This window comes from Streptomyces roseirectus (assembly GCF_014489635.1).
Classification (GTDB): Bacteria; Actinomycetota; Actinomycetes; order Streptomycetales; family Streptomycetaceae; genus Streptomyces; species Streptomyces roseirectus.
On the sequence record NZ_CP060828.1, the window covers coordinates 6217732 to 6239587 of the forward strand.

The following is a 21856-nucleotide window of genomic DNA, read 5'->3' on the forward strand; positions in this document are numbered from 1 at the left end:
AACGCGCCTGACTACTGCCGGGCGTCGACGGCGACGAAGAGCGCGCCGGCCCACGCCGCGTCCCGGGAGGAAACGAGACGGAAGGCCGCCTGGTCACCACCGCGCCGCAAACCCTCGCTCAGATCGAACACGTCGGAGTCGTAGCCGAGGGTGCTCGCGTACGCCGGTTCACGCGCCGCCGGAGCCTCCCCCGGCTCGCTGATCGTGGAGTTCAGTACGTCGTCGCCCGGATTCGCGGCGTCGGAGAGCCGTGTCGAGCGGCCGGCGCCCGTCGAAAGGACGAGCGAGTCACCCGTTCGGCCGGGGTCACCGTTGTAGGCCACGAGCCCGGCGTACCCGCCCGCGTGCGCCGCCAGCGCGCGCCCCTTGAGTGTCACTTCGTGCCCCCGCTTGCCGTTCAGGGTGTCGAAGCCGTCCCAGAGGGAGAGGTGGCGGAGGGGTTCGTTCCGATTGTCGTACGCCACGACGAGCGTCCACCCGCCCCAGGCGCCGGCCTTCGACTTCCCCATCGCCACGTTGACTTGTGCGACCGTGTAGAGCCCCGCGCCGCTCTCCCGGACGAGCTTGGTGACGTCGGCGGACGCCTGGAAGGCGTCGGCGCCGCCCGCGACACGGTGGCCGGTGACGGTGTCGGCGAGCAGCGCCTTGTAGGAGCCGCCGGGTTCGGCGATCAGCACCCGGCCGTTGTCCTTCGGCGGCTTCTGCTCGCCCACGCGCAGGTTGCCGCCCCAGTAGAGGCGGGCGTACGTGACGCGCGAGCCCTCGGGGAGGCGGACCTCGGCGCGGGAGGAGTTGTAGGTGTTGGGGTCGTCGTCGACGTCGACGTAGAACATGTCGAAGTCCCCGTTGGCGGCCGGGAGTCCGGCCCGTACCTCGGCGCAGCCGGCCGTCTCGGCGCGGCAGGTGATCGAGGTGTTGGCGGCGCGGACGATGCCGCCGTGCCGGGTGGCGCGGTAGCGCTCGGCGAAGGGGAGGACGCTCGCCTCGGCGGCCGGGGCGGCGAGCGCCGGGTGCGAGGTCCAGAGGGTGGCGAGGGCGACGGCGCCCACCGTCGCGCGGCGCAGCAGCGGAGCCAGAGGAGTGGGCATGACCGGCGTGGCCCTTTCGGGGAACCTGCGGCGGCGAGTCCGCAGTGCGATTTGCTGGCTTATAGGGGTGGCTCGGATGGGCCGCAACTCTAGTCCGTATTCGGACTAATCCGGTGATAGCCGGGCAAGTGTGTCGGAATGGTGAAAGCGGCCGGTCGGCACATCACCCCATTGGCCGCACAACCAGCGGCGGCGCCACGCGTTGACACAGCGCTGGGCATCCCCGCCCGGATGTTTGTGTCAAATCCTCCAAGGAGCACCTCTCCATGTCGCGTATCGCGAAGGGCCTGGCCCTCACCACCGTTGCCGTAGCGGCCGTCGCCGGCGCCTCCGGCGTCGCCGCCGCCGACAGTGGCGCGCAGGGTGTCGCCGAGCACTCCCCGGGCGTGCTGTCGGGCAACGTCGTCCAGGCCCCGATCCACGTGCCGGTCAACGTCTGCGGCAACTCCGTCGACGTCATCGGCCTGCTGAACCCGGCCTTCGGCAACACCTGCGTCAACGACTGACGCGCCTCTTCGCAGGACGGCCGCTCCCCAGCCAGGGGAGCGGCCGTTTCGTGTGTGCTCCCCCGAATGGGGGGTCGGCCGCGCGACACGGGGCGCGGCGCTTGACGGCCCGTCCGACCTGGGGTGATGCGGTCACGCAAACGGTCGCGGGGCGTGATTGATCTGTTGCGGTGAGTGGGTGTCACTCGCACGGTGGGCTCAAGACCTGACGCAATCGAAAGGAATACTCATGCGTGGTCTGCCCGTACGGCGTATCGCGTCCACCGCACTGTGCGCCTCCCTCGTCCTCGGCGTCGCCGCCCCCACCGCGTTCGCGGCGGACGGCTCCGCCCACGAACACGCGGCGGCGGCGTCCAAGACGGCCAAGGCTGCCGAGGCGCCCCTCCCCGACGCCGGCGCGCTGCTCGCCCAGACCAAGAGCCTCGGTGACCTCGGTTCCCTGCTCACCCCGGTCACCGACCTCGTCAACGCCGTACTCGCCGCCCCCGACGGCCAGTTGACGCCGGACAAGGCCGCCGCGCTCTCCGACGCGATCAAGGCGGCCGTCGCCAAGATCAGCGCCGCGGCCCCGGCGACCCCGGAACTCCCCGCCACCCCCGCCGTCCCCGAGACGCCGGCCCTCCCCGCGACCCCGCCCCTGCCCGAGACCCCGGCGCTCCCGGCCACGCCCCCGCTGCCGCAGACCCCGGCCCTGCCCCCCGCGCCCACCCTCCCGCTGCCGTCCACCGGCCAGAAGGCGGGCGCGGACGACGGCAAGGCGGCCCGCGACGACACCAAGGCCGCCCTCGCCGACGTCCAGGACGACGCGCTCGCCGCGCTGCAGGCCGCCGTCGCGAAACTGGTCGCGGCGGCGACGTCGGCCGACCCGACCGGCGTCGTCTCGGCGGCGACGGGCACGGTGCTCGGCCTCGTCAACCTCGTCGCGGCGACCCTCCTCGGCGGCGGCCTGCCCGTCCCGAGCCTGCCCGGACTGCCGCCGCTCCCGGCGCTGCCGGTCGACGCCCCGGCGCTGCCGGTCGACCCTCCGGCCCTGCCGGCGACGCCCGCCCTCCCGGCGACCCCGGCGCTGCCCGAGACCCCGGCGCTCCCCGTGGCGCCCCAACTCCCGGTGGCGGCGCCGCAATTGCCGTGACCGAAAAGCAGTAGCCCGGAATTTCCGCACCCCGGCCGACCGGTCGGGGTGCGGAAATTTCCGCGTACACGTATGTCCGCGCACGTCCGTGCGTTTCCGGTGCGCGAGGGAATCGTTAGGCACGGCGTCGTGATCGCCGACTCCCTCTCAGCCGCCGATGAAAGGAACCCGATGAAGTCCCTCAAGGCTGCCGCCGTCATTGCCGGAACCGTCGCCCTCGCGGGTGCCGCCGCGCCCGCCTTCGCGCACAGCACCGCCGACCTGACGCCCACCAGCCTCACCGGCGCGGTGAACACGCTCACCTCGGGGGGCCTCACCGCCGACGACGTGATGCCGCTCCAGCACCAGTCCAACGCGCTCGACACCGAGAACGCGAGCTCCCCGCTCAGCTCCGTCAAGGAGGCGGCCGGCGCGCTCAACACGCACAACCCGCTCCTCGGCGGACTCCCGCTGCAGAGCTGAACACACCGCGGGGAGGGCCGGTCCGGGCGCGCCGGGACCGGCCCTCCGGCAACCCCCGGCGTCGACCCGCGACCCCGCTCGTCCCTCGTACGAGTGGCACACCCGTGCGGAGTCCTCCGCTCGGGTGAGGACACGCCCTGACGGCCCGTCGCGCGCCGCTATGGTCGCGCGGTGACCTCAACTAGCGAAACCCGCCCCTTCCGTGTCGCCGACCTCGGCACCCTGGTCGTGATGCCGTGGAGCGGCGAGGCCCCCGACGGCAGTGACATGCCCTACCTGCTCGCCTACTCCCTCGGTGACGCGGCCGACGGGCCCGAGGTGACCGCGAGCGCCATCGAACGGCTCCTCGGTGACAACGGACTCCCGGTCGGCGGCGACCTCGTCGACGGGACCGAACGGCCGAGCCTGCCGGTCAGCCTGCTCGTCGAGTCGGGCCAGGCGGTCCTGAACATGCCCGGCCTCAACGCGCAGTGCGTGCCGCCGCCGGAGTGGCTGGCCGCCGTCGAGAACCGCGGCTACGCCTACCTCGTCTTCACCACCCGCCCCTGGCCCGAGGCCGAGCCGGGCAAGCCCGTCGAACTGGAGGCGCTGGCCGCGTTCGCGGGCGCCGACGAGACGCTGAACGCCGCCGCGCACATCGTGCTGCCCGCGCGCAGCCTCCGGTAACGGCTTTTTCCCGCAGGACCACGGCGGCGGGGCGCTCACCCTTTCGAGTGAGCGCCCCGCCGCTTTAGTCGTTCGATTCCCGCGTCCGGGGGAATTGCGGACCCGCCTCGTTTCCAGGGTGCTCGCCCCGCTCGTTACCCGTTGTGCAGAGCGCGTCCCCCGAAATCCGAAAGGGCCCGTACCCGAGATGAAGTCGACCACCCGAGGAACCCTCGCCGCCGTGCTGCTGGCCGCCGCTGCCGGCGCCGCCGCCGCGACCCCCGCCGCCGCGGCCGAGACGGTTCCCGTGCCCGTCCCGCTGGAGGGCGCCGAGACGGCGCTGGGCATGGAGCTGCCGAAGGTCGGCGGCGAGATCCCGCTCCCGATGCCGGGCGCGCCCGACGGCCCCCGGTACGTCGAGGGCAGCCTCGTCCCCGACCGCGCGCTCCCCCAGCTCCCCGTCGGCGCCGGCCTGCCGGGCCTCGGCATGCGGACGCCGATCCCGCGCGTCCTCGGCGACGAGTTCGACCACGTCGCCCTCGACGCCCCCGCGGGCGACGTCCGCGCGCTCGGCCCCGGCGCCACCCTCGACCTGCCCCTCACCCCGCCCAACCCCGACAACTTCGGCCTGCCCGACCCGAAGCTGCCCGCCGCCGGCGTCGTCACCCCCGTCCTCCAGGCCGTCCCGGCCGCCGACCTCGGCCTGGGCGAGGGCCTGTAGCGCCCGGCCCTCCCACGACGGCGGCCCGGGGCGGTGGGTGCCCCGGGCCGTCGTTCGCGTGCTTTTTCCGCCTCCGGCGGTGACCCGGCGGGCCCCTTCGCGGTTACCGCTGTGGACGTGACGGAACCGGAGGAGGAGCGGAGCATGACGGTCGTCGGTGTGGGCGGGGGTTCGGTGACGGTGGCGAGACCCGGACGGCGGGCCATGATGCGGGCGCTGCTGGGGGTGGGCGCGGTCGCCGCCGTCACCCCGCTGCTCGTCGCCTCGCGGGGCTTCCGCGACGTGAACCCCGGGCCGGGGTTCGACGAGATGTACCGGGGCCGGCACATCAAGGGCATGCCGACGCGCAGCGGCCGCTCGGCCGACGCGTCGTGGCAGGTCACCGTCGACGGACGGCCGCTGCACCTGATGCGGCGCGCCGACGGCACCTGGCTGAGCATGGTCGACCACTACCGCTCGTACGACACCCCGCTGGAGGCCGCCCGCGCCGCCGTCGACGAACTCAGCCCGGGGGAACAGCTCAAGGAACGCTCGGGGGGACACCATGGCCTACACCCGTAAGGACGTCACCACCCTCACCGCCGCCGAACGGGCCCGTTTCGTCAAGGCGCTCCTGGAGATCAAACGCCGGGGCCAGTACGACGAGTTCGTGCGCATGCACATCGACTTCTACGTCTCCGACGGCGAGGACGGACTGCGGACGGCCCACATGGCGCCCTCCTTCCTCCCCTGGCACCGGCGCTTCCTCCTCGACCTGGAGCGGGCGCTGCGCAAGGTCGACGACTCGGTGACCGTGCCCTACTGGGACTGGACGCGCGCCCGCAGCGCCAAGTCGGCGCCCTGGACGGCGGATCTGCTCGGCGGCAACGGCCGCCCCGGCGACCGCCAGGTGACCACAGGACCCTTCGCCCACGCCACCGGCAACTGGACGCTGCGCGAGAACATCACCGACGAGGACTTCCTCACCCGCGACCTCGGCCGCGCCCGCGACCCCATCGAACTGCCCACCAAGGACGAGCTGGAGTGGGCGATGTCGGACCCCGTCTACGACACCTCGCCCTGGGACTCCACGGTCACCAAGGGGTTCCGCAACAAGCTGGAGGGGTGGGGGACCGGACGGGGCAGCGTCTCCTGGCGCAACCACAACCGCGTCCACCGCTGGGTCGGCGGGGTGATGCTGGGCGGGGCCTCGGTCAACGACCCGGTGTTCTGGCTGCACCACGCCTTCGTCGACCTGTGCTGGTACCGGTGGCAGAAGCGGCACGCTCAGCACCGGTATCTCCCGGCACGGCAACCGGAGTTGGGCGACCGGCAGCGGGGGCGGGTGGTGGCGCGGACGGAGCAACTGCCGCCCTGGGACGTGACGCCGGACCAGTTGGAGGACGTCAGCGCCATCTACCGGTACGCGTAGGGGAGTTGGGGACACGGGAAAGCCCCGGCGCTCGGAGTGCCGGGGCTTTCCCGCGCAGGTGCGGGAGGTGACGGAACGTCAGCTGCCGTAACCGCCGTAGCCACCGCCGTGCTTCGGGCCGCCGTGGCCGTCGTTCACGCAGGTGTTGCCGAAGGCCGGGTTCAGCAGGCCGATCACGTTCACGGTGTTGCCGCACAGGTTCACCGGGACGTTGACGGGGACCTGGATGACGTTGCCGGACAGCACGCCGGGCGAACCGACAGCGGCGCCCTGCGCACCCGCGTCCGCCATGGCCAGACCGGCGCCGCCGACCACCACGGCGGACGTGCTGAGCACGACGGCCGCGGTCTTCGCGATGCGAGACATCACGTTCTCCTCACTGACATCGGTACGTACGACGGCAGGTTTCGCCGACCGCACTCCCCGTTAACGTCAGCGGCGCGAACGGGTCACGGCGCGTCCGGGTGGATCACCCGAGTGACGAACTCCGCCAGCGTCGCGACCGACTCCAGGCTGTCCAGGCTGAGATCCAGATCGGCGACGTCCACGCCGTAGCGCTTCTTGACCGAGGCGAGCAGGGTGACACCGGCGAGGGAGGTCAACGCGATCTGAGGACCGAAGAGTTCGGTGTCGGCGGGGAGGGCGGCGAGGTAGGCCGGGTCGAGGTGGGTGGCCTCGGCGAGCAGGGTGCGGATCTCTTGTTCGATGGGGGCGGTCATGCCGTCTCTCTGATGTGCAGGTAGGCGGGGGGCTGGGGGAGATCCCCGCTGAGGGAACGGGTGAGCACGGGCGGCTCAGTGCCGTCTGCGCGGCGCAGGCCAGCCTGCCGCAGCAGGATCCGCATCTCCAGGTTGGCGTCCGTCGGGCGCAGGGTGACGGAGAAGGTGTGGACGCCGTTGTCGCGGGCCTCTTCCATGAGGCGGAACAGGAACGCCGCCGCCGCGCCCCGGCCGGCGACCCGGCAGGAGAGGGCGAGGAGAGGGACCGACCAGATGTCCGGGGACGAGTGGTCGACCAGGGCCGCGCCGATGATGCCGTAGTCGCCGAAGCGGTCGGACATACGGGCGGTGTGGAGGGTGCTCCCGGGGCGCGCGAGCAGGGCGCGGAGTGTGTCCGGGGTGAGGCCCGAGGAGTTCAACCGGTGGGTGCGGGCGGCGAGTTCGAGGGCGCGCGGGACGTCGTCCGAGGTCGCCGGGCCGATCGTCAGGCGCATGTCGCACCAGGCCAGGAACTCCTCGCGGGTGCCCTCGAAGCGTTCGCCCTCGGCGCGGCGGACGGCCTCCGTGCGGTAGCGGCCGACGCGGGCGCGGGACTCCGGGGTGACCTCCTTGCCCTCGAACTCCGCGAGCAGGAGCGGGAGTTGGCCGGGGTCGAGGGTGGTCACGCCGGGCAGCAGCGCCGCCACCTCGGCGCGTTCGTAGGGGGAGTCGTCGACGAGGAGGAGCGAGTCCGTCGAGATACCGAGTTCGTCCGCGATGCGGCGCAGGGACTCGCTCTTGTCCTGCCAGGAGACCTGCGGCGCGAGGAAACGGGCGTGGACCTCCGGGAGGCGGTCCGCGAGGCGGTCCAGGACGGCCGGCGCGCTGCGGCTCGCGATGCTGCTGAGGACGCCGTGCGCGGTGAGGGTGTCGATCGCGGCGAGCATCCGCGGGCGGGGGGTGGGGAGTTCGTCGGTCGCGGTCTCCACGGCGACGTCGTCCCACAGGGTGCCGTCGAGGTCCCAGACGACGCACTTGACGTGGCCGTAGGCGGTCATCGGGCGGCCTTCTCGGGGGCGGGCAGGCGGAGTTTCATCGTCAGGCTCGTCGGGTCGAAGCCGAACTGGCGGTAGACCGTGCGCATCGGGACGTTGCCGACGTGGACCCGGCCGGTGACCTCCTTGATGCCGTTCGCCGCGCAGAACTCCAGGCCGGCGGTGAGGAGGAGTTCGGCGACGTCGGCCCGGTTGTCGAGCGGGGAGACCGCGAGGGAGCGGAAGTTGGCGTAGCGGTCGCCGGTCATCGCGTTGGTGTTGATGCTGATCCAGCACCAGCCGACGGGGGCGCCGTCCGGGGCCGACGCGACGATCATGCCCTCCCTGTTCTTCTCCATCGCCCGGCCGAGGCGGGCCGACCAGACCGCCGGGTCGTCGATGGCGTCCTCGCCGAAGGAGACGCGGGCGATCTCGGCCTCGAACTCGCCGATCGCGGGGAGGTCGGGTTCGGTGGCCTGGCGGGTGAGGTAGGGGGCGGCGCGGTGGGTGAGGGCGGCGCGGGCTTCGGGGGTGGGGGGGTGCCAACCGGGGGTGGGGGAGTTGGCGGGAGTTGAGGCCGGGGCCGGGGCAACGGGGGCCGTGGGGGCGGGCGTTGTTGCCGTCGCCGTTTCCGCCGTTTTCGTTGTCTCCGGGACCAACTGGCCCGGTCGGAAGGGGCCCTTGCCGCAGTGGGGGCAGCCTTCGGACTTGAGGGCGGCGATGGAGGGCCAGCGGGCGCCGGGGCCGACCTCGACGTGGGTGCCGCAGGCCACGCACTCGTAGCGGCGGGCGCGGGTGCGCTTGTCGCCGGTGTAGAGGGGGCCCTCGAAGTCGCCGGTGTGGGTGGGGGCGGTGGCGCTGGTCGTCAGGAGGTGCTGGAAGAAGCCGACGCCGCCGAGGATGCCGCTGCCCTCGTACTCGTTGAAGTTGCGGATGTGGCCGTGGGTGACGAGACCGAGGTCCAGGATCTCGCGCTGGACCGCCAGCATGTCGTCCGGGCTCTTGCCGCCGAAGGAGAAGAAGACGCTGTGCGCGGCGCCGGGGCGCAGCCCCTCGACCGCGCGGGAGAGGAAGAGGCGGGCGCCCTCGGGGGTGTACGGCGGGTCGGTCATGGCCGCGTCGAACCGGCCCCGCAACTGCTCCGGGAGCGGCGCGCGCAGGTCGTGCTCGACCGTCTCGACGCGCGTCCCGAGACCGGCGGCGACCTTCTGGACGTAGCCGAGGATGTCGGGGGAGATGTCGACGACGGTGACCCGCTCGACGATCGGCGCGCCCAGGACGTCGCCGACGACCGCGACCGCGAGGGAGATCAGGTCGTCGTCGCCGATCAGCAGCAGCGAGCCGCCGGGCAGGACGCCGGCGGTGAGCAGGGCGAGGACGCGGCGGACCTTGGTCTCGGGGGTGCAGTGGGACTGGTCGATCGCGAGGTCGGCGGCGGGGCCGTCGGCCATCAGGGCGCGCAGCCGGTGCACGGCCTCGTCGAGGACGTCGGGGATGACCAGCTCGCGGCCGTCGCACGTCGTGCAGGTGGCGTTCAGCGCGAGGTCCATGCCCAGCTCGGCGAGGAGGGCGCGGCCGGCCGGGGTCAGCCGGGAGGGGCGCTCCTTGGTGACCAGGTCGCGGCGGCGCAGCTCGTTGCCGACGGCGGCGACGATCGGGACCGGGAGGCTGGTGGCCCGGCTCAGTTCCTTCGTCGACGCCGGTTCCAGGCGGCGCAGCGCCCGCAGGACCGAGCGCACCCCGGGCGGGCCCTCCTGGAGGCGGACCGCGGCGGCGACTTCGCTGAGCACTCGATCGGCGGCCGTACTCACAAGGGGGCTCCAGGGAGGAGGAGGGTTTCGGACGGAGTACGTCCAGTGTAAGGGACGGGAGTTCGGCGTATGCGGGGCATTAGCGGGCGCTATTCGCCGGTGAATTCCGCGTGCCGCGCACCGGAATCGCTTGATCGTTTATCCGGGGGGAATTCCATAAAGTCGAGCCGTGGCCGTCCTGCCGGTTTCTTGACGAACTGCACCGCAGGGCGGTAGGGGGCGGCTGATGCTACGCTGGAGTCAACGAGCGCCAGTGACTGGCCTCGCGACCTTACCTGTTCGGCCGCGCGGACCAGCGCAGAACCAAGCGAAAGGAGACGGGGAAGTGGCCCCGGTCACGCTCCCCGGTTCCCCATGACGAACGCCGTAAGCCTTGCCACCGAGGGTATAAACGTCGACGACTTGTGCTCGTACGCCGTCGACGTATGGGTGAGCGACAACAGTATTCTGACGGACGAGGAACGCCTTCTCCAGGTGCTCCGCACCGCCGCCGAAAAGGGAAACGCCAAGGTCCTCGGCGAGGCGTCCCACGTATTCCCCAACGGCGCGGTCACCGCGATTCTCCTCCTTTCGGCCTCGCACCTCAGCATCCACACCTGGCCGGAGTTCAACCTCGCGAACGTCGACCTGCTCGCGTACGGGCGGCTCAACGGTGAGCGGATGATGGAGAGCGTGGAACTGGGGCTCGCGCCCACGCGGATCAATGTGACGCGGATGCTGCGCGCGGTGAACTGAACGTCGTCCGCGGGATTCTCGACTCGGGGGGCGTGGTGGAGTTCCGTCAGTTGGTGACGTTCCGGAAAGTCGCGGGGCTGCTCAGCTTCACGCGGGCCGCCGAAGAGCTCAACTACGCCCAGTCCAGCGTGACATCGCAGATCCGGGCGCTGGAGACGTCGCTCGGGGTGGAACTCTTCGACCGGCTCGGCGGGCGGATCAGGCTGACGCCCGCCGGGGAGAAACTGGTCCGGCACGCCGAACGGATCCTGGAGTCGGTCGAGGCCGCGCGGGCCGACGTCACGGGCGGCCCGGCCGCGACCCTCGTCGTCGGCACGATGGAGAGCATCACCTCGTACCGCATGCCGCCCCTGCTGGAGTTCCTGCACCACCGCCACCCCGGGCTGCGGCTCGCGCTGCGGCCCAGCCTGTGCGCCGAGACCCGGCAGGCGCTGCGGCAGGGCACGTACGACGTCGGTTTCCTCATGGAGCGGGAGACCGAGCACCCGGGGCTTGAGACGGTCGTCCTCACCGAGGAGCCGCTGGTCCTCGTCGGCGCCCCCGGGCACGCCCTCGCGGGTGAACGGACGCTGACGCTCGACGAGTTGAGGGCGGTGCCGGTGCTCGCGACGGAGGCCGGGTGCGCGTACCGGGACCTCTTCGAGGAACAACTCGGCGGTGAGTTCCTGGAATTCGGGACCATCGAGGCCATCAAACGGAGCGTCGGTTCGGGGCTCGGGATCGCGCTGCTGCCCGAGGTGACCGTCGCCGAGGAACTGGCGCGCGGCGACATGGTCGTCCTGCCGTGGCGCCCCTCGTTCACCGTCCACACCCAACTCGCCTGGCGCAGCGGGCGGTTGCTCCCGGCGGAGGTGCGGCTGTTCGTCGACGAGGCCGTGCGGCTCATGCGCGCCGCAGGTTGACGCCGAGGGTCGCGGCGGCGATCAGCGGGACGCCGAGCGCCTGGAGCCAGGTGATGTGGTGGCCGTACACCGCCCAGTCGCACAGCAGCGCCGCCACCGGGTAGACGAACGCCAGCACCGCGATCTTCGACGTCGGCAGCTTCTGGTACGCCGCGTACATCAGGACGTACATCACGCCGGTGTGCAGCACCCCGAGGCCGATCAACCAGGCCCAGCCGGCGCCGAGTTCCGCGCTCTCGGTGAGCGGGGCGAAGGGGAGCAGCAGCGGGATGCCCAGGGTGACCTGGACCAGGGCGACGAGGTGCGGGCGGACGCCGGTCACGCGCTTCGTGACGACCGTCGACAGGCCGTAGAAGAGCGCCGCGAGCAGCGCGTACCCCATGCCCGTCAGGCCCGTCACGTCCAGGTCCGAGACGCCGGCGACCAGGATCAGGCCCGTGAACGCGACCGCCAGCCAGCCGGCCTTGCGGGCCGTCACGCGTTCCCTGAACAGGGCCGCGCCCAGCAGGACCACGATGAACGGCTGAGTGTGGTACACGACCGTCGCCACCGAGATCGACGTCCGCTCGTACGACTCGAAGAGGAACGTCCAGTTGAACACGGTGAACACGCCGCCGAGCGCGGTGAGTCCCAACGTCCGTGCCGTGAAACCGTGTTGTCCGAAGTAGCCGCGGGCCAGGCAGTACAGTGCCAGGAACACGGCGCCGAACACGCACCGGTAGAACACCACCGTGAACGGGGAAGCGCCGGACTCGACCACGAACACGCCGATCGTGCCGGACAGCAGCATGGCGGCGGTGAGCTGGAGGGCGCCGCGCTTTTCCTGACGAGGGGTGGGGGCGGGCGCCGGGGCGAGGGAGGCGGGGGTGGTCCGGGTCGATGTGGTCATGGGGCGAAGCTACGAGGGGGGTGGGGGCAGGGGCCATCGGTTGCTGGGCAAGGAAACCGATGGGGTCATCGGCTGGGGCTATGGGGGTGCGGCGCGGTCAGGTTCCGCTGGGTGGTGCACCGGCGGCGGTGAGCAGCCCACGCCGTGGCCGGGAGGATAGGTCGGTCGGCGCGACTGTCCCGCGAACGGGGTGGCGTCCCGCCGGTTGGTGTAGAGGTTCGAGGCGTCGGAATGTGCAGGCCATCGCCACATCGGCGCGGTTCGGGACCGCGCCCGTCCGAACGCTGCGATCGCCGGCTCGGCCGAAGTCCGCGCCGCTGCGTGAGCCGGTCGGCGCGGCGGGGCCGCCTTCTCCGGCGAACTCGTGCTTCCCTTCGGGCGGCGGTGCGTCGCAGCGGGGCGCCGCCGGCGGTGGCGTCGGGGTGTGGTGCCAGCCGGTTCGGGTAGGCGAGTACCCGGTGGGCTATTGGGCCCCCTAAAAGCCCGGCGCAGTTTTGTGCAGTTGTCGCTGCATCAAGTTGCAGCGGAGATCCTTGCGCCCCCGGTGATCGCTCTGGAAATATTCAGGACGTCAGAAGCCGCGGTCCGGGGGGGAAATATGGACTACTCGATATTGGTGCCGTTCTTGCCGCGCCGGGTGGAGCAGGTGCTTCCCTTCGCCGCGCTGGTGGAATGGACGGGGGCGGCGCGGCTCTGGCAGGGGCAGAGTTTGTTGATGGAGCCGTTTCAGACGTTTTCCGGGGCAGCGGGGGCGGGATTCAGGGTGCCTACCGGGCTCGGGGTGACGTTGATGCCGCTGAGGCATCCGTTCGAGGCGGCGCACAAGGTGAAGACGTTGGCGATGGCGACCGGCAAGGAAGTCGTCGCGGGGTTCGGACCCGGTGCGAAAACGTTTCAGCAGAGTCTGCTGGGCGCCCCGTACCGCAGTCAGCTCACCGCGGTCCGGGAGTACCTGACGGTCGTCCGGGGCCTGCTCAGCGGCGAACCGGTCGACTTCGACGGGGAGTACTACACCTGCCACGCGGGCATGGGCCCGGCGATGTCGGCGCCGGTACGGCTCGGCCTCGGTGTGCTGCGGCCCGGCATGGCCCGCCTCGCCGGCGAGGTCGCCGACGTCGCCGTCACCTGGCTCACCCCGGCCGCGTACCTGGACGGTGTCGTCCACCCGGCGATGCGGGAGGGCGCGCGGGACGCCGGGCGGGCGGTGCCGCGGACCACCGCGATGGTGCCGGTGGCGCTCGAACGCCCCGACCGTGACGTGTCCGACTTCGTGCTGGCCAGTAATTCCGCGCACATGCAGGCACCGCACTACATCGACATGCTCGGAAAAGCGGGCATCGAATTCGCCGATCTCGATCAGCGGGCCGCGGCCCGGCGCATGGCGGATTCCGGCGCTTTTCTGTTCGGGAACATCGACCAGATCGTCAAGGGACTCGATGAATACCGTGCCGTCGGGGTCGACGAAATCGTATTGAATCTCACGGGCGTGTGCCGACTTTATGGCGTGAACGCCGCAATGGACGACTTGAAGCAGATTCTCGCTGCTGTGGGCGTGGATCGGAGGGAAACCGGTGAATGAGGAATTGATCGCCCGAGTGGGGAGCCACCTGCGCTCCTGGGTCACCGGCCATCCGATGGCCCCTGCCACCCCCGGCACCCAGAACGCCGGCACCACCACCGTCGTCCTTGAGGACCCCGCCCACCTCCCCACCCTCCTCGCCTCCGACACCGTCGGCCCCCACACCCTCCTCCTCGCCCCCGACACCCCCACCCACCGCGACGACGCCTCCGGCGCCACCGTCGTCGGCTACGACGGCTCCCTGACCGGCGCCGAGGGCGACGCCTCCGTCGACGACACCCTGTTCCTGCAGATCCAGGACTACGGCGTCAGCCCGTACATGTCGCTGCTCGGCACGACGCTCGTCCGTGTCGCCGGCGCCACCGACTTCGAGCTGTTCCTCGCGGACGCCGACGCCGCGAGGGCGGACGGCACGTTCGCCTCCTTCGCCGTCAGCCCCGCGGTCCAGCTCGCCGACCTGGCCGCGCTCGGCGCGAACGTCCCCGGCGACGGACCGGGCACCCGGCTCCACGTGGCCGACGACGGAGCCGTCTCCGTCTCCCCGCAGGGCCTGCGCCTCGGCACCGCCGGCGACTCGGCCGCCACCCTGCACGAGCGGTGGCTGAGCCTGAACGCGGCGAGTGAGGTCCCCGGCGCGGTACCGCTCGGCGCGGCCGTCCCGGAGGAGCTGCGCGCACCCGCCGTCCGCACCCGGCCCTGGCTCGCCCGCTACCTGGCGACGCTGGACCTGCTGCGCGACCTCCAGACGCGCGGCATCACCGAGCCCCGGGTCTCGGGCTTCGGCCACCGTCTCGTCGCCGGTCTCGACCAGGCTGTCGAGCCGCTGGACGACAACCCGGGCGCCCCGCTCCTGTGCTGGACCGCCGACCAGGCGTACGCCAGGCCCGCCGGTGACACCCGTACCTTCCAGCTCGGCCGCCGCGCGGCGGAGATCACGGAGCTGCTGCTGGTCCTCGGCAGCGCGGAGGCGGCGGCGGAGCACGTGGACCGGGCGTCCGTCGAGCGTGTCCTCGCGTTCTTCGCCGGCAAGGGAGCCCCGCTCCCGGTGCTGGAGGCGACGGCATGACGACGACCCACGCCCCGGCGGTCCCGGGCCTGGCCGCCGATGTCCTCGCCGCCCACGGCGACCGCGTCACCCTCCACGACCTCTACGACGAAGCCGGCGCGCCCGTCTACCACGACCTCGCCGCCACCGACACCTCCGAGATCAGGGAACTCCTGCGGGCGACCCGCGCGCTCCCCGGCCCCGTCCTCGAACTGGCCGCCGGATCGGGCCGGTTGACGCTCCCCCTGCTCGCCCTGGGCCGGCCCGTCACCGCCCTGGAGCTGAAGGAGAGCATGGTGGCCCTGCTGCGGCAGCGGCTCGCCGAGGCCCCGGCGGGCATCGGCGAACGCTGCACCGTGGTCCAGGGAGACATGTCCGCCTTCGACCTCGGCGCCACCTACGGTGCCGTCGTCCTCGGCACCACCTCCGTCTCCCTCCTCGACGCCGAGGCCCGCACCGGCCTCTACGCCTCGGTCCGCGCCCACCTCGCCCCCGGCGGCAGGTTCCTGCTCTCCACGGTCGACGTGACCGCCGGCGACGACGACCTGGACGTCGAGGCCGTGGGCGCGAGCGGCCGGCGCTACCGGATGATCGAGCACTGGCGGGCGGGCCAGGAGGTCCGCAGGGTCACGATCCTGGCCCCGGAGCGCGAGATCCCGCAGGACGGTCCCGTCCCGGTGTTCACCACCGCGATCCGGGTCCTGCCGCCCGACGACCTCACCCGGGAACTGGCCGGCGCCGGACTGCGCGTCGTCGCCCGCCACGCCCTGCCCGCCGCCTCCGCCCGCCACACCGGAGTCCTGCTCGAAGCGGAGGCCGACCGATGACCGGCGCCCTGTGGCCCTCCCTGCTCGAACCCCGCCTGCACGGGTCCGACGACCTGTGCGCGGTGGCGGCGGACGGCGTCCGTATCCGCTTCCAGGACGGCCGTGAACTGCTCTGCGGCGCCAGCGGGCTGTGGAACGCGAACCTCGGCTACGGCAACGAGGCCATCGCCCGCGCCTGCGCGGACGCCCTGCGCGATGCCTCCTACCTGTCGGTGTTCCGCTACGAGAACGTGTACGCCCGACGCGCCGCCCAGGCACTCGTCGAGGTCGCGGGCCCGGAGCACTACGGCCGGGTGATCTTCTCGACCTCCGGCGGCGCCGCCAACGACCTCGTGATGAAGTTCGCCCGCCACCACCACGCCCTGCGCGGTGACGGCGCCCGCAAACTCGTCGTCGGCCTGCGCGACAGCTACCACGGCCTGACCTTCGGCGGCTTCGCCCTCACCGGCGAACAACTCGGCCAGTCCGTCTACGGCGTCGACCAGCGCCTCGTGCGGCACGTCAGCGCCAACGCGGCCGACGAGGTCACCCGGCTCATGGACCAGCAGGGCAGCCGCGTCGCGGCCGTCGTCGTGGAACCCGTCCTCGGCAGCGGGGCCGTGCCCCTGACCCCCGAATACGTCCGCACGCTCCTCGACCTGCGCGACCGGCACGGCTTCCTGCTCGTCGCCGACGAGGTCGCCACCGGCTTCGGCCGCACCGGGGACTTCTTCGCCTCCCAGCGCTGGCCGGCCCCGCCGGACCTGCTGATCACGTCGAAGGGGCTGACCAACGGCACCCAGGCCGCGGCGGCCGTCCTGCTGCCCAGCGCGCTCGCGGAACCCTTCGACGCGGCCGGCGACGTCTTCGTCCACGGCGAGACCCAGGCCGGAACGCCCGTCACCTGCGCGGCGATCCTCGCCACCGTCGAGGAGATGCGCCGGCTCGACGCGGTCGCCGCCGCGCGCCGCCTGTCGGCCCTGCTCGATACAGCGCTGGCCGACCTGGTCGCCACCGAACCCCTGGTCTCGGGCACCACCGGCCTCGGCTGCTTCCGCTCGATCCGGCTGCGCACGCCGGACGGCGAACCGCTCCCGCAGCGCGAGGTCCCGCGGGTCGTCGCCGCGATCCGCGACGCCGGCGCGGTGGTCCACCCCAGCGTCAACGGGGTGCAGATCCTGCCCGCGCTGATCTACACGGACGCCGACCTCGCCGAACTCCTGGAGTGCGTGCGAGCCGGGGTGCGCGCCGGGATCGGGGTGGCCTGATGGACCCGGTGTGGAACCTGAGCGGCCGCCGCGCCACCCAGGTCGCGTACGGGATCGGCGGGCTGGCCAAGTGGCTGCCCCGCCACCCGGGACGGACCCTGACCCTGCTCGCCGACCCGGCGGTCGCCGACTCCGAGGCCGTGGACCAGCTGTCCGCGTGCGCGGTGTGGGCGGGCCGCACGGTGGAGCGGCTGGTCCCGGACGGCCCCGGCACGCTGGAGAGCGTGACGGCGCTCGCCGAGCGGCTGCACGGCAGCGACGTCGTCCTCGCGGTCGGCGGCGGCACCCTCATCGACCAGGTCAAACTGGCCGTCCTGATGAGCGCCGCCCCCGTCGTGCGGGAACGGCTGGCGGTACGGCAGCGCAGCGGACTCGTGCTGCTGCCGGCCGAGGCGGAGCCCGCGATCCCGCTGGTCACCGTGCCGACCACCGTCGGCACCGGCAGCGAGCTGAGCGGCGGCATGTGCCTCGCCGGACCGCACGGCAAACGCCTGGTGCTCGGCAACGGGCTCCAGCCGGACGTCGCCGTCCTCGACCCGGTCGCCACCCGGACCCTGCCCGTCGAACTCCTCGCGGAAGGCGTCCTGGAGGTCTTCTTCCGGGTGGCCGGCATGTACGTCGGGGACCCGCGGGACCTTCCCTCGGAGGACGCCTTCGCCCTGACGCTCGTCGAGCGGCTGACCGCCCTGGGCGCCGAACTGGCGGCCGTGCGGGACGCGGACGGCGCCCCCGGCGACGCGCTGCGCCTGGAGATCGCCAAGCTCAGCGGGGTGAGCCACGGCCCGTGGTTCAACCTCGGCCGCGACCCGTGCGCCTGCAAGGGCTGGTACCTGGCCAACGAGCTGTCCACCGGGCTCGGCCTGCGCAAGATGACGGCCGCCGCCGCGCTGCTGGCGCCCCTGTGGCGGCGGATCGCGGAAGGCGACGCCCGCTGGGGCAGCGCCCGCCGCCTGCGCCGGCTCTGGCAGACCGTCACCTCGGCCCACCGGCCGGCCCTGCCCGCCGACCCCGTCGAGGGCGTCACCGCCCTGCTGGACGCCTGGCGGATCGAGCGCGGCACCGACGCGAGCGAGGAACGCACGGAGCTGATCGCCCGCGCCACCACGCGCGCGTGGGGAGACGGACTGCCCACCCTGGGCGCCCTCACCCTCGCCGACGTCCGGCAGGTGCTGGCGGAGGCCACCGGACAGCGGGCCTAGCCGTCGGCAGGCCGCATCACAGACTTCCGCCGGAATCCACCGGCGGACGGCACAACACACAGAAGGGGGGAACCACCATGCAGACCACCACCAGCGCACCGCTGGAGCTGGCTCTCCAGGAGCTGGACCAGCAGCTGGACATGCAGGAGCTGGAGGCGCTCGACGCCCCGGACTTCAGCTGGAGCGCGGCGCTCAGCGCCGTCGGCGGCCTGAGCGCGGGAGGCGTCATCTCGTACGTCTCCATCGTCACCCTGGCCACCTGATCCGCTCACCGCGGCGGACACCCGAGACGAACCCCGAAGGAGGTGAAAGAAATGAAGGAGACCAACCCCGCTCTGGAGCTGGCCATGCAGGAGCTGGCCATGGAGGAGCTTGAGGGCATGGAGGCGCCCGACTGGTGGGACAGCTTCCTCGCCAGCGCCGCCATCTCGGCCGGCGTCAGCACCGCCTACAGCACCATCGCCGTCACCTCGGTCATCGCGACCTGACCGGTCCGGTGATCAACGGCAAACGCCCTGTTCCGGATGCCGGCCATTGGCATCCGGAACAGGGCCGCACCGATGAATATACGTGCGGCCCCGGGCCGCAGAGGAGAGATACCCGATGCCTCAAGCATCTTCTCGCGGCCTCGTCTGGTTCCTCGTGACCTTCGGGCTCGTCGTCTCCGTGGCCGCCCCCGGCGTCGTCTACGCCCTCACCCAGGGCCCGGCCCGCACCAGAGGGCTGCTCATCTGCCTCGGGGTGGAACTCGCGCTCGTCGTCTGCGCCGGCCTGTACCTGCGGGCCAGGGGGAGGGCCGAGGTGTGAGCGACGCCGTCGAGATCACGGGACTCACCAAGCGCTACGGCGACCACACCGCCGTCGAGGACGTCACCTTCTCGGTCAGGGCGGGCCGGGTCGTGGGCCTCCTCGGGCGCAACGGGGCCGGGAAGACGACCACCCTGCGGATGCTGCTCGGCCTCGCGCGCCCGACCTCGGGCAGCGCCACCCTCTTCGGCCACCCCTACGCGCGCCTGCCCCGCGCCGCGCACCGGGTGGGCGTCAGCATCGACGGCATCGGCCCCACCGGCGCCGGCTCGGGCCGCGCCGACCTGCGGATCTGGGCGAAGACCCTCGGCCTGCCCCGCACCCGGGTGGACGACGTCCTCGAACAGGTCGGCCTCGCCGGGGACGCCCACCGCAAGCTGGGCGACTACTCGCAGGGCATGCGGCAGCGGCACGCCCTGGCGACCGCGCTGCTCGCCGACCCCGAACTCCTCGTCCTCGACGAACCCGCCAACGGCCTCGACCCCGACGGCATCCGCTGGCTGCGTGAACTCCTGCGCGCCCTCGCCGACGAGGGCCGCACCGTGCTGGTCTCCAGCCACATCCTCGCGGAGGTCGAGCAGATGGCCGACGACATCGTCATCCTCCAGAAGACCCTGCGCTACAGCGGCACGGCCGCCGAGCTGACCCAGGGCGGCGCCGTCAGCCTGGAGAGCCGCTTCTTCGACCTGGTGGGCCCCGCCGCGAAGGAGAACGCCCATGCGTGACCTCATCGTGGCCGAGTGGCGCAAGATCTGGACCGGGCGCGCCTGGTGGGCCGTGTCCGCCGCCGCCCTGCTGATGTGCGTGATGGCCGACGCCGGGATGCTCCAGCAGGAGCTGGCCAAGACCCCGCGGCCCGACAGCACGCGCGAGATCACCTCCACCCTGGTCCAGGGCTGGTTCATGGTCGAACTCGCCGCCGCCGTCGTCGCGATGCTCGCCGTGACCCGCGAGTTCGGCAACGGCGCCATCAGCCGCTCCGTCCTGCTCAGCGGCGGCCGGGGCCGGCTGGTCGCGGCCAAGCTGACCGCCGCCGCCTGCTGCGGCGCGGCGTTCGCGCTGGTCGCCGGCGCCCTGGCCGCCGTCAGCCCGTGGCTGTTCATGGCCGGGCGCGAGCAGCGGCCCGAGTGGACCATGACGACCACGTGGACGCTGCTCGGGGTGATGCTCGTCGTCGTGACGGGCGCCCTGTGGGGCGCGCTGCTCGGGCTGCTGATCCGGCAGCAGGTCGCCGCGATCCTCGTCCTGCTGATCAGCACCTGGCTGGTCGGCGAGGGGCTGCTGCGGCTGGTCCCGGCCGTCGGGAGGTTCACCATCGACGAGGCGATGGCCTCCGTCTACCGGGGCGGCAACGAGCACCTGCTGCCGATCCCGTGGGCCCTGCTGGTCCTCGCCGCGTGGCTCGCCGCCGGCACCGTCGCCGCGCGGGCGCTGTTCCTGCGCCGGGACCTGCCGTGAGACCGACCCTGACCCGGCCGGCGGCCGACCAGCCGCCGGCGCCGCTCCCGCAGCGCCCGCGCCTCGCGGCGGACGTCCGCGTCCACGAGCCCGCCGAGGACGGCGCCCCCTGGCTCGTCCAGTCCGGCGAGCGGCGCTACCTGCGGGTGACCGCCGGCATGGCGAGGCTCCTCAGCCTCACCGACGGCACCCGCGACCCCGGGGAGCTGGCGCGGGAACTCGGCGCGCCCTGGACGGCCGAGCTGGTGGCCGAGGGCCTGCTGCGCGCCCAGCGCACCGAACTCCTGGAGGACGCGGGGCGCCCGGCGCGCCGGGACCGCCGCGTCACCTTCGTGCCGCCGCTCACCGTCCAGTTCACCCTGGTCCGCCCCGAGCGGATGCTGAACCGGTTCCGCCCGCTGACCGCCCGCCTCGCGCACCGGGGCTGGGCGGTCACGGCCGCCGTCCTCGCCGCGCTCGGCGTGCTGAGCCTCGCCGTGCAGGCACCGGCGGCCTGGGGGGCGCTGGCCGAGCCGGTCTCCGCGCCCGCGCTGCTCGCGCTGCTGGTCGTCACGTACTGCGGCACCATGCTGCACGAGTTCGCGCACGGCCTGGTGCTGAGCCACTACGGCGGCCGGCCCAGCCGGATGGGCTTCATGTTCTTCTACCTGACGCCCGCGTTCTTCTGCGACGTGTCCGACGGCTGGCGGCTGCCGAAGAACCGCCAGCGGGTCCGCGTCGCGCTCGCCGGGATCGCCACCCAGACCCTCCTCGCCGGGCTCGCCGGCGTCGGCTCGCTCGTCGTCGCGGCCACCGGCGGCAGCCCCGGGCTGCGGGACTTCCTCCTGCTGCTCACGGTGACCAACTACGTCTCCGGGTTCTTCAACGCCGTCCCGTTCGTCAAGCTCGACGGCTACCTCGCGCTCATGAGCCACCTCGACATCTCCCACCTGCGCGACCGGTCCATGACGGACGCCCGGCGGCTCGTCGCCCGGCTGCTGTTCGGCGGGCGCTACGAACGCGCGCTGCCCGGCGTGGAGTGGGCGCCGCTGTTCGGGCTCGCCTGCATGCTGTTCCCGCTGTACGTCGTCAGCATGGCCTTCACGCTGTGGGGCTCGGTCCTCGAAAGCACCGGGCTGGTGGGGGCCGTCGTCGTCTCCGTCGCGCTCGGGTACCTGTCGCTGCGCGTGTACGCCGGTGCCCGCAGGCTGGGCGCGGAGGCGCGCGACGCCGGGGCGTCCCGGGTGCGGCGGGCCGCCGTCTCCGCCGTGGGGGCCGTGGCCGTCGCGGGTGCCCTGTGGGGGATCTCCGTGCCGTACTCCGTCACCGGCGGCTTCGTCGCCGAGCGGGGGCGGACGGTGTTCGTGGCGACCGGCACCACCGACCTCGACGCCGTCGCGGCTGGCGCCCGGGTGCGGCTGCTGAGCGGCGGTGTCGTGCTCCAGAAGGAACTGGGCACGGCGACGGTCGGCTCCGCCGGACCCGTCGGACTGACGGCCCCGCTCTCCGCCCTCGCCCCCGTCAAGGGCCTCGACGCGGTGCGGGTGCCCGCCACCGGGATCGTCCTCGACGGCACCGGGGCCGCGCCGGGCACCACCGGGCAGGCCGTGGTGGACGCGGGCGAACGCCGGCTGGGCGACTGGCTCTACCTCAAGTACCTGGCGCCGTTCTGGCGCTGACC

At 72.8% G+C, this 21856-nt stretch carries 26 protein-coding genes; 20 read left to right on the top strand and 6 right to left on the bottom strand.

The features are described from left to right. Window positions 1–11: 11 nt before the first annotated feature. Window positions 12–1088 (bottom strand): DUF3344 domain-containing protein, encoded by a 1077-nt coding sequence (locus IAG44_RS26570; RefSeq protein ID WP_187749591.1) that lies wholly within the window; start codon window positions 1086–1088, stop codon window positions 12–14. A gap of 266 nt (window positions 1089–1354) precedes the next feature. On the opposite strand from IAG44_RS26570, the gene IAG44_RS26575 reads away from it, so the two are divergent. The 7 genes from IAG44_RS26575 (at window position 1355) to IAG44_RS26605 (ending at window position 5965) form a co-directional block, all read left to right on the top strand. Continuing rightward, a complete protein-coding gene (locus IAG44_RS26575; protein WP_187749592.1) occupies window positions 1355–1594 on the top strand; it encodes a chaplin in 240 nt (79 codons plus the stop codon). 229 nt (window positions 1595–1823) lie between these two features. Further along, window positions 1824–2726: a hypothetical protein gene (locus IAG44_RS26580; RefSeq protein ID WP_187749593.1), complete on the top strand. Its 903-nt coding sequence runs from the start codon at window positions 1824–1826 to the stop codon at window positions 2724–2726. A gap of 171 nt (window positions 2727–2897) precedes the next feature. Next, window positions 2898–3188: a hypothetical protein gene (locus IAG44_RS26585; protein WP_187749594.1), complete on the top strand. Its 291-nt coding sequence runs from the start codon at window positions 2898–2900 to the stop codon at window positions 3186–3188. Between the two features lie 171 nt (window positions 3189–3359). After that, entirely contained in the window at window positions 3360–3854 is a 495-nt protein-coding gene (locus IAG44_RS26590) for a DUF5949 family protein (protein WP_187749595.1), read from the top strand. A 187-nt stretch (window positions 3855–4041) separates the two neighbouring features. Next, window positions 4042–4554, top strand: coding sequence for a hypothetical protein (locus tag IAG44_RS26595; protein WP_187749596.1), 513 nt, complete (start codon window positions 4042–4044; stop codon window positions 4552–4554). 144 nt (window positions 4555–4698) lie between these two features. Beyond that, window positions 4699–5115 carry a tyrosinase family oxidase copper chaperone gene (locus IAG44_RS26600; RefSeq protein WP_187749597.1) on the top strand — a complete coding sequence of 139 codons (417 nt, stop codon included), beginning with the start codon at window positions 4699–4701 and terminating at the stop codon, window positions 5113–5115. Beyond that, complete coding sequence (locus IAG44_RS26605; protein WP_187749598.1) at window positions 5099–5965, top strand: tyrosinase family protein; 867 nt, start codon at window positions 5099–5101, stop codon at window positions 5963–5965. Before IAG44_RS26600 ends, IAG44_RS26605 begins: the two co-directional genes overlap by 17 nt. 78 nt (window positions 5966–6043) lie before the next feature. Here IAG44_RS26605 and IAG44_RS26610 read toward each other — a convergent pair whose 3' ends face one another. From IAG44_RS26610 to IAG44_RS26625, 4 genes are all read right to left on the bottom strand, one after another. Then, a complete protein-coding gene (locus IAG44_RS26610; protein WP_187749599.1) occupies window positions 6044–6331 on the bottom strand; it encodes a chaplin in 288 nt (95 codons plus the stop codon). Window positions 6332–6414: 83 nt separating this feature from the next. Continuing rightward, window positions 6415–6684, bottom strand: a complete 270-nt coding sequence (locus tag IAG44_RS26615) for a phosphopantetheine-binding protein (protein ID WP_187749600.1) — start codon at window positions 6682–6684, stop codon at window positions 6415–6417. Next, on the bottom strand, window positions 6681–7721 hold the full coding sequence (locus IAG44_RS26620) for an HAD-IIIC family phosphatase (RefSeq protein WP_187749601.1): 1041 nt from the start codon (window positions 7719–7721) through the stop codon (window positions 6681–6683). Before IAG44_RS26620 ends, IAG44_RS26615 begins: the two co-directional genes overlap by 4 nt. After that, the gene (locus IAG44_RS26625) at window positions 7718–9508 is read right to left on the bottom strand and encodes a GNAT family N-acetyltransferase (RefSeq protein ID WP_187749602.1); all 1791 of its coding nucleotides are present in this window, start codon (window positions 9506–9508) and stop codon (window positions 7718–7720) included. Before IAG44_RS26625 ends, IAG44_RS26620 begins: the two co-directional genes overlap by 4 nt. A 354-nt stretch (window positions 9509–9862) precedes the next feature. Here IAG44_RS26625 and IAG44_RS26630 point away from each other — a divergent pair, with 354 nt between their 5' ends. Together IAG44_RS26630 and IAG44_RS26635 are read left to right on the top strand one after the other, a co-directional pair. After that, the gene (locus tag IAG44_RS26630; protein WP_187749603.1) at window positions 9863–10243 is read left to right on the top strand and encodes an S-adenosylmethionine decarboxylase family protein; all 381 of its coding nucleotides are present in this window, start codon (window positions 9863–9865) and stop codon (window positions 10241–10243) included. Window positions 10244–10296: 53 nt separating this feature from the next. Further along, entirely contained in the window at window positions 10297–11145 is an 849-nt protein-coding gene (locus IAG44_RS26635) for a LysR family transcriptional regulator (protein WP_246562113.1), read from the top strand. Here IAG44_RS26635 and IAG44_RS26640 read toward each other — a convergent pair. Beyond that, on the bottom strand, window positions 11126–12034 hold the full coding sequence (locus IAG44_RS26640; RefSeq protein WP_187749604.1) for a DMT family transporter: 909 nt from the start codon (window positions 12032–12034) through the stop codon (window positions 11126–11128). The two genes, IAG44_RS26635 and IAG44_RS26640, sit on opposite strands and share 20 nt — an antisense overlap. Before the next feature lie 598 nt (window positions 12035–12632). On the opposite strand from IAG44_RS26640, the gene IAG44_RS26645 reads away from it, so the two are divergent. From IAG44_RS26645 to mpaP, 11 genes are all read left to right on the top strand, one after another. Next, entirely contained in the window at window positions 12633–13613 is a 981-nt protein-coding gene (locus IAG44_RS26645; protein ID WP_187749605.1) for an LLM class flavin-dependent oxidoreductase, read from the top strand. Next, the gene (gene mpaB, locus IAG44_RS26650) at window positions 13606–14679 is read left to right on the top strand and encodes a daptide biosynthesis RiPP recognition protein (RefSeq protein ID WP_187749606.1); all 1074 of its coding nucleotides are present in this window, start codon (window positions 13606–13608) and stop codon (window positions 14677–14679) included. Before IAG44_RS26645 ends, mpaB begins: the two co-directional genes overlap by 8 nt. Beyond that, window positions 14676–15485: a daptide-type RiPP biosynthesis methyltransferase gene (mpaM, locus tag IAG44_RS26655; RefSeq protein ID WP_187749607.1), complete on the top strand. Its 810-nt coding sequence runs from the start codon at window positions 14676–14678 to the stop codon at window positions 15483–15485. The genes mpaB and mpaM overlap by 4 nt, the downstream gene beginning before the upstream one ends. Continuing rightward, window positions 15482–16732, top strand: a complete 1251-nt coding sequence (gene mpaD, locus IAG44_RS26660) for a daptide-type RiPP biosynthesis aminotransferase (protein ID WP_187749608.1) — start codon at window positions 15482–15484, stop codon at window positions 16730–16732. Before mpaM ends, mpaD begins: the two co-directional genes overlap by 4 nt. After that, a complete protein-coding gene (gene mpaC, locus IAG44_RS26665) occupies window positions 16732–17931 on the top strand; it encodes a daptide-type RiPP biosynthesis dehydogenase (protein WP_187749609.1) in 1200 nt (399 codons plus the stop codon). The genes mpaD and mpaC overlap by 1 nt, the downstream gene beginning before the upstream one ends. Before the next feature lie 77 nt (window positions 17932–18008). Beyond that, window positions 18009–18194, top strand: a complete 186-nt coding sequence (locus tag IAG44_RS26670) for a daptide-type RiPP (protein ID WP_187749610.1) — start codon at window positions 18009–18011, stop codon at window positions 18192–18194. A gap of 51 nt (window positions 18195–18245) precedes the next feature. Beyond that, the gene (locus IAG44_RS26675; RefSeq protein ID WP_187749611.1) at window positions 18246–18419 is read left to right on the top strand and encodes a hypothetical protein; all 174 of its coding nucleotides are present in this window, start codon (window positions 18246–18248) and stop codon (window positions 18417–18419) included. Window positions 18420–18534: 115 nt separating this feature from the next. Beyond that, on the top strand, window positions 18535–18738 hold the full coding sequence (locus tag IAG44_RS26680; protein ID WP_187749612.1) for a hypothetical protein: 204 nt from the start codon (window positions 18535–18537) through the stop codon (window positions 18736–18738). Beyond that, window positions 18735–19463 (top strand): ABC transporter ATP-binding protein, encoded by a 729-nt coding sequence (locus tag IAG44_RS26685; RefSeq protein WP_187749613.1) that lies wholly within the window; start codon window positions 18735–18737, stop codon window positions 19461–19463. Before IAG44_RS26680 ends, IAG44_RS26685 begins: the two co-directional genes overlap by 4 nt. Next, the gene (locus tag IAG44_RS26690) at window positions 19456–20196 is read left to right on the top strand and encodes an ABC transporter permease (RefSeq protein ID WP_187749614.1); all 741 of its coding nucleotides are present in this window, start codon (window positions 19456–19458) and stop codon (window positions 20194–20196) included. The genes IAG44_RS26685 and IAG44_RS26690 overlap by 8 nt, the downstream gene beginning before the upstream one ends. Next, window positions 20193–21854: a daptide biosynthesis intramembrane metalloprotease gene (gene mpaP, locus IAG44_RS26695; protein ID WP_246562115.1), complete on the top strand. Its 1662-nt coding sequence runs from the start codon at window positions 20193–20195 to the stop codon at window positions 21852–21854. The genes IAG44_RS26690 and mpaP overlap by 4 nt, the downstream gene beginning before the upstream one ends. Window positions 21855–21856: the final 2 nt, after the last annotated feature.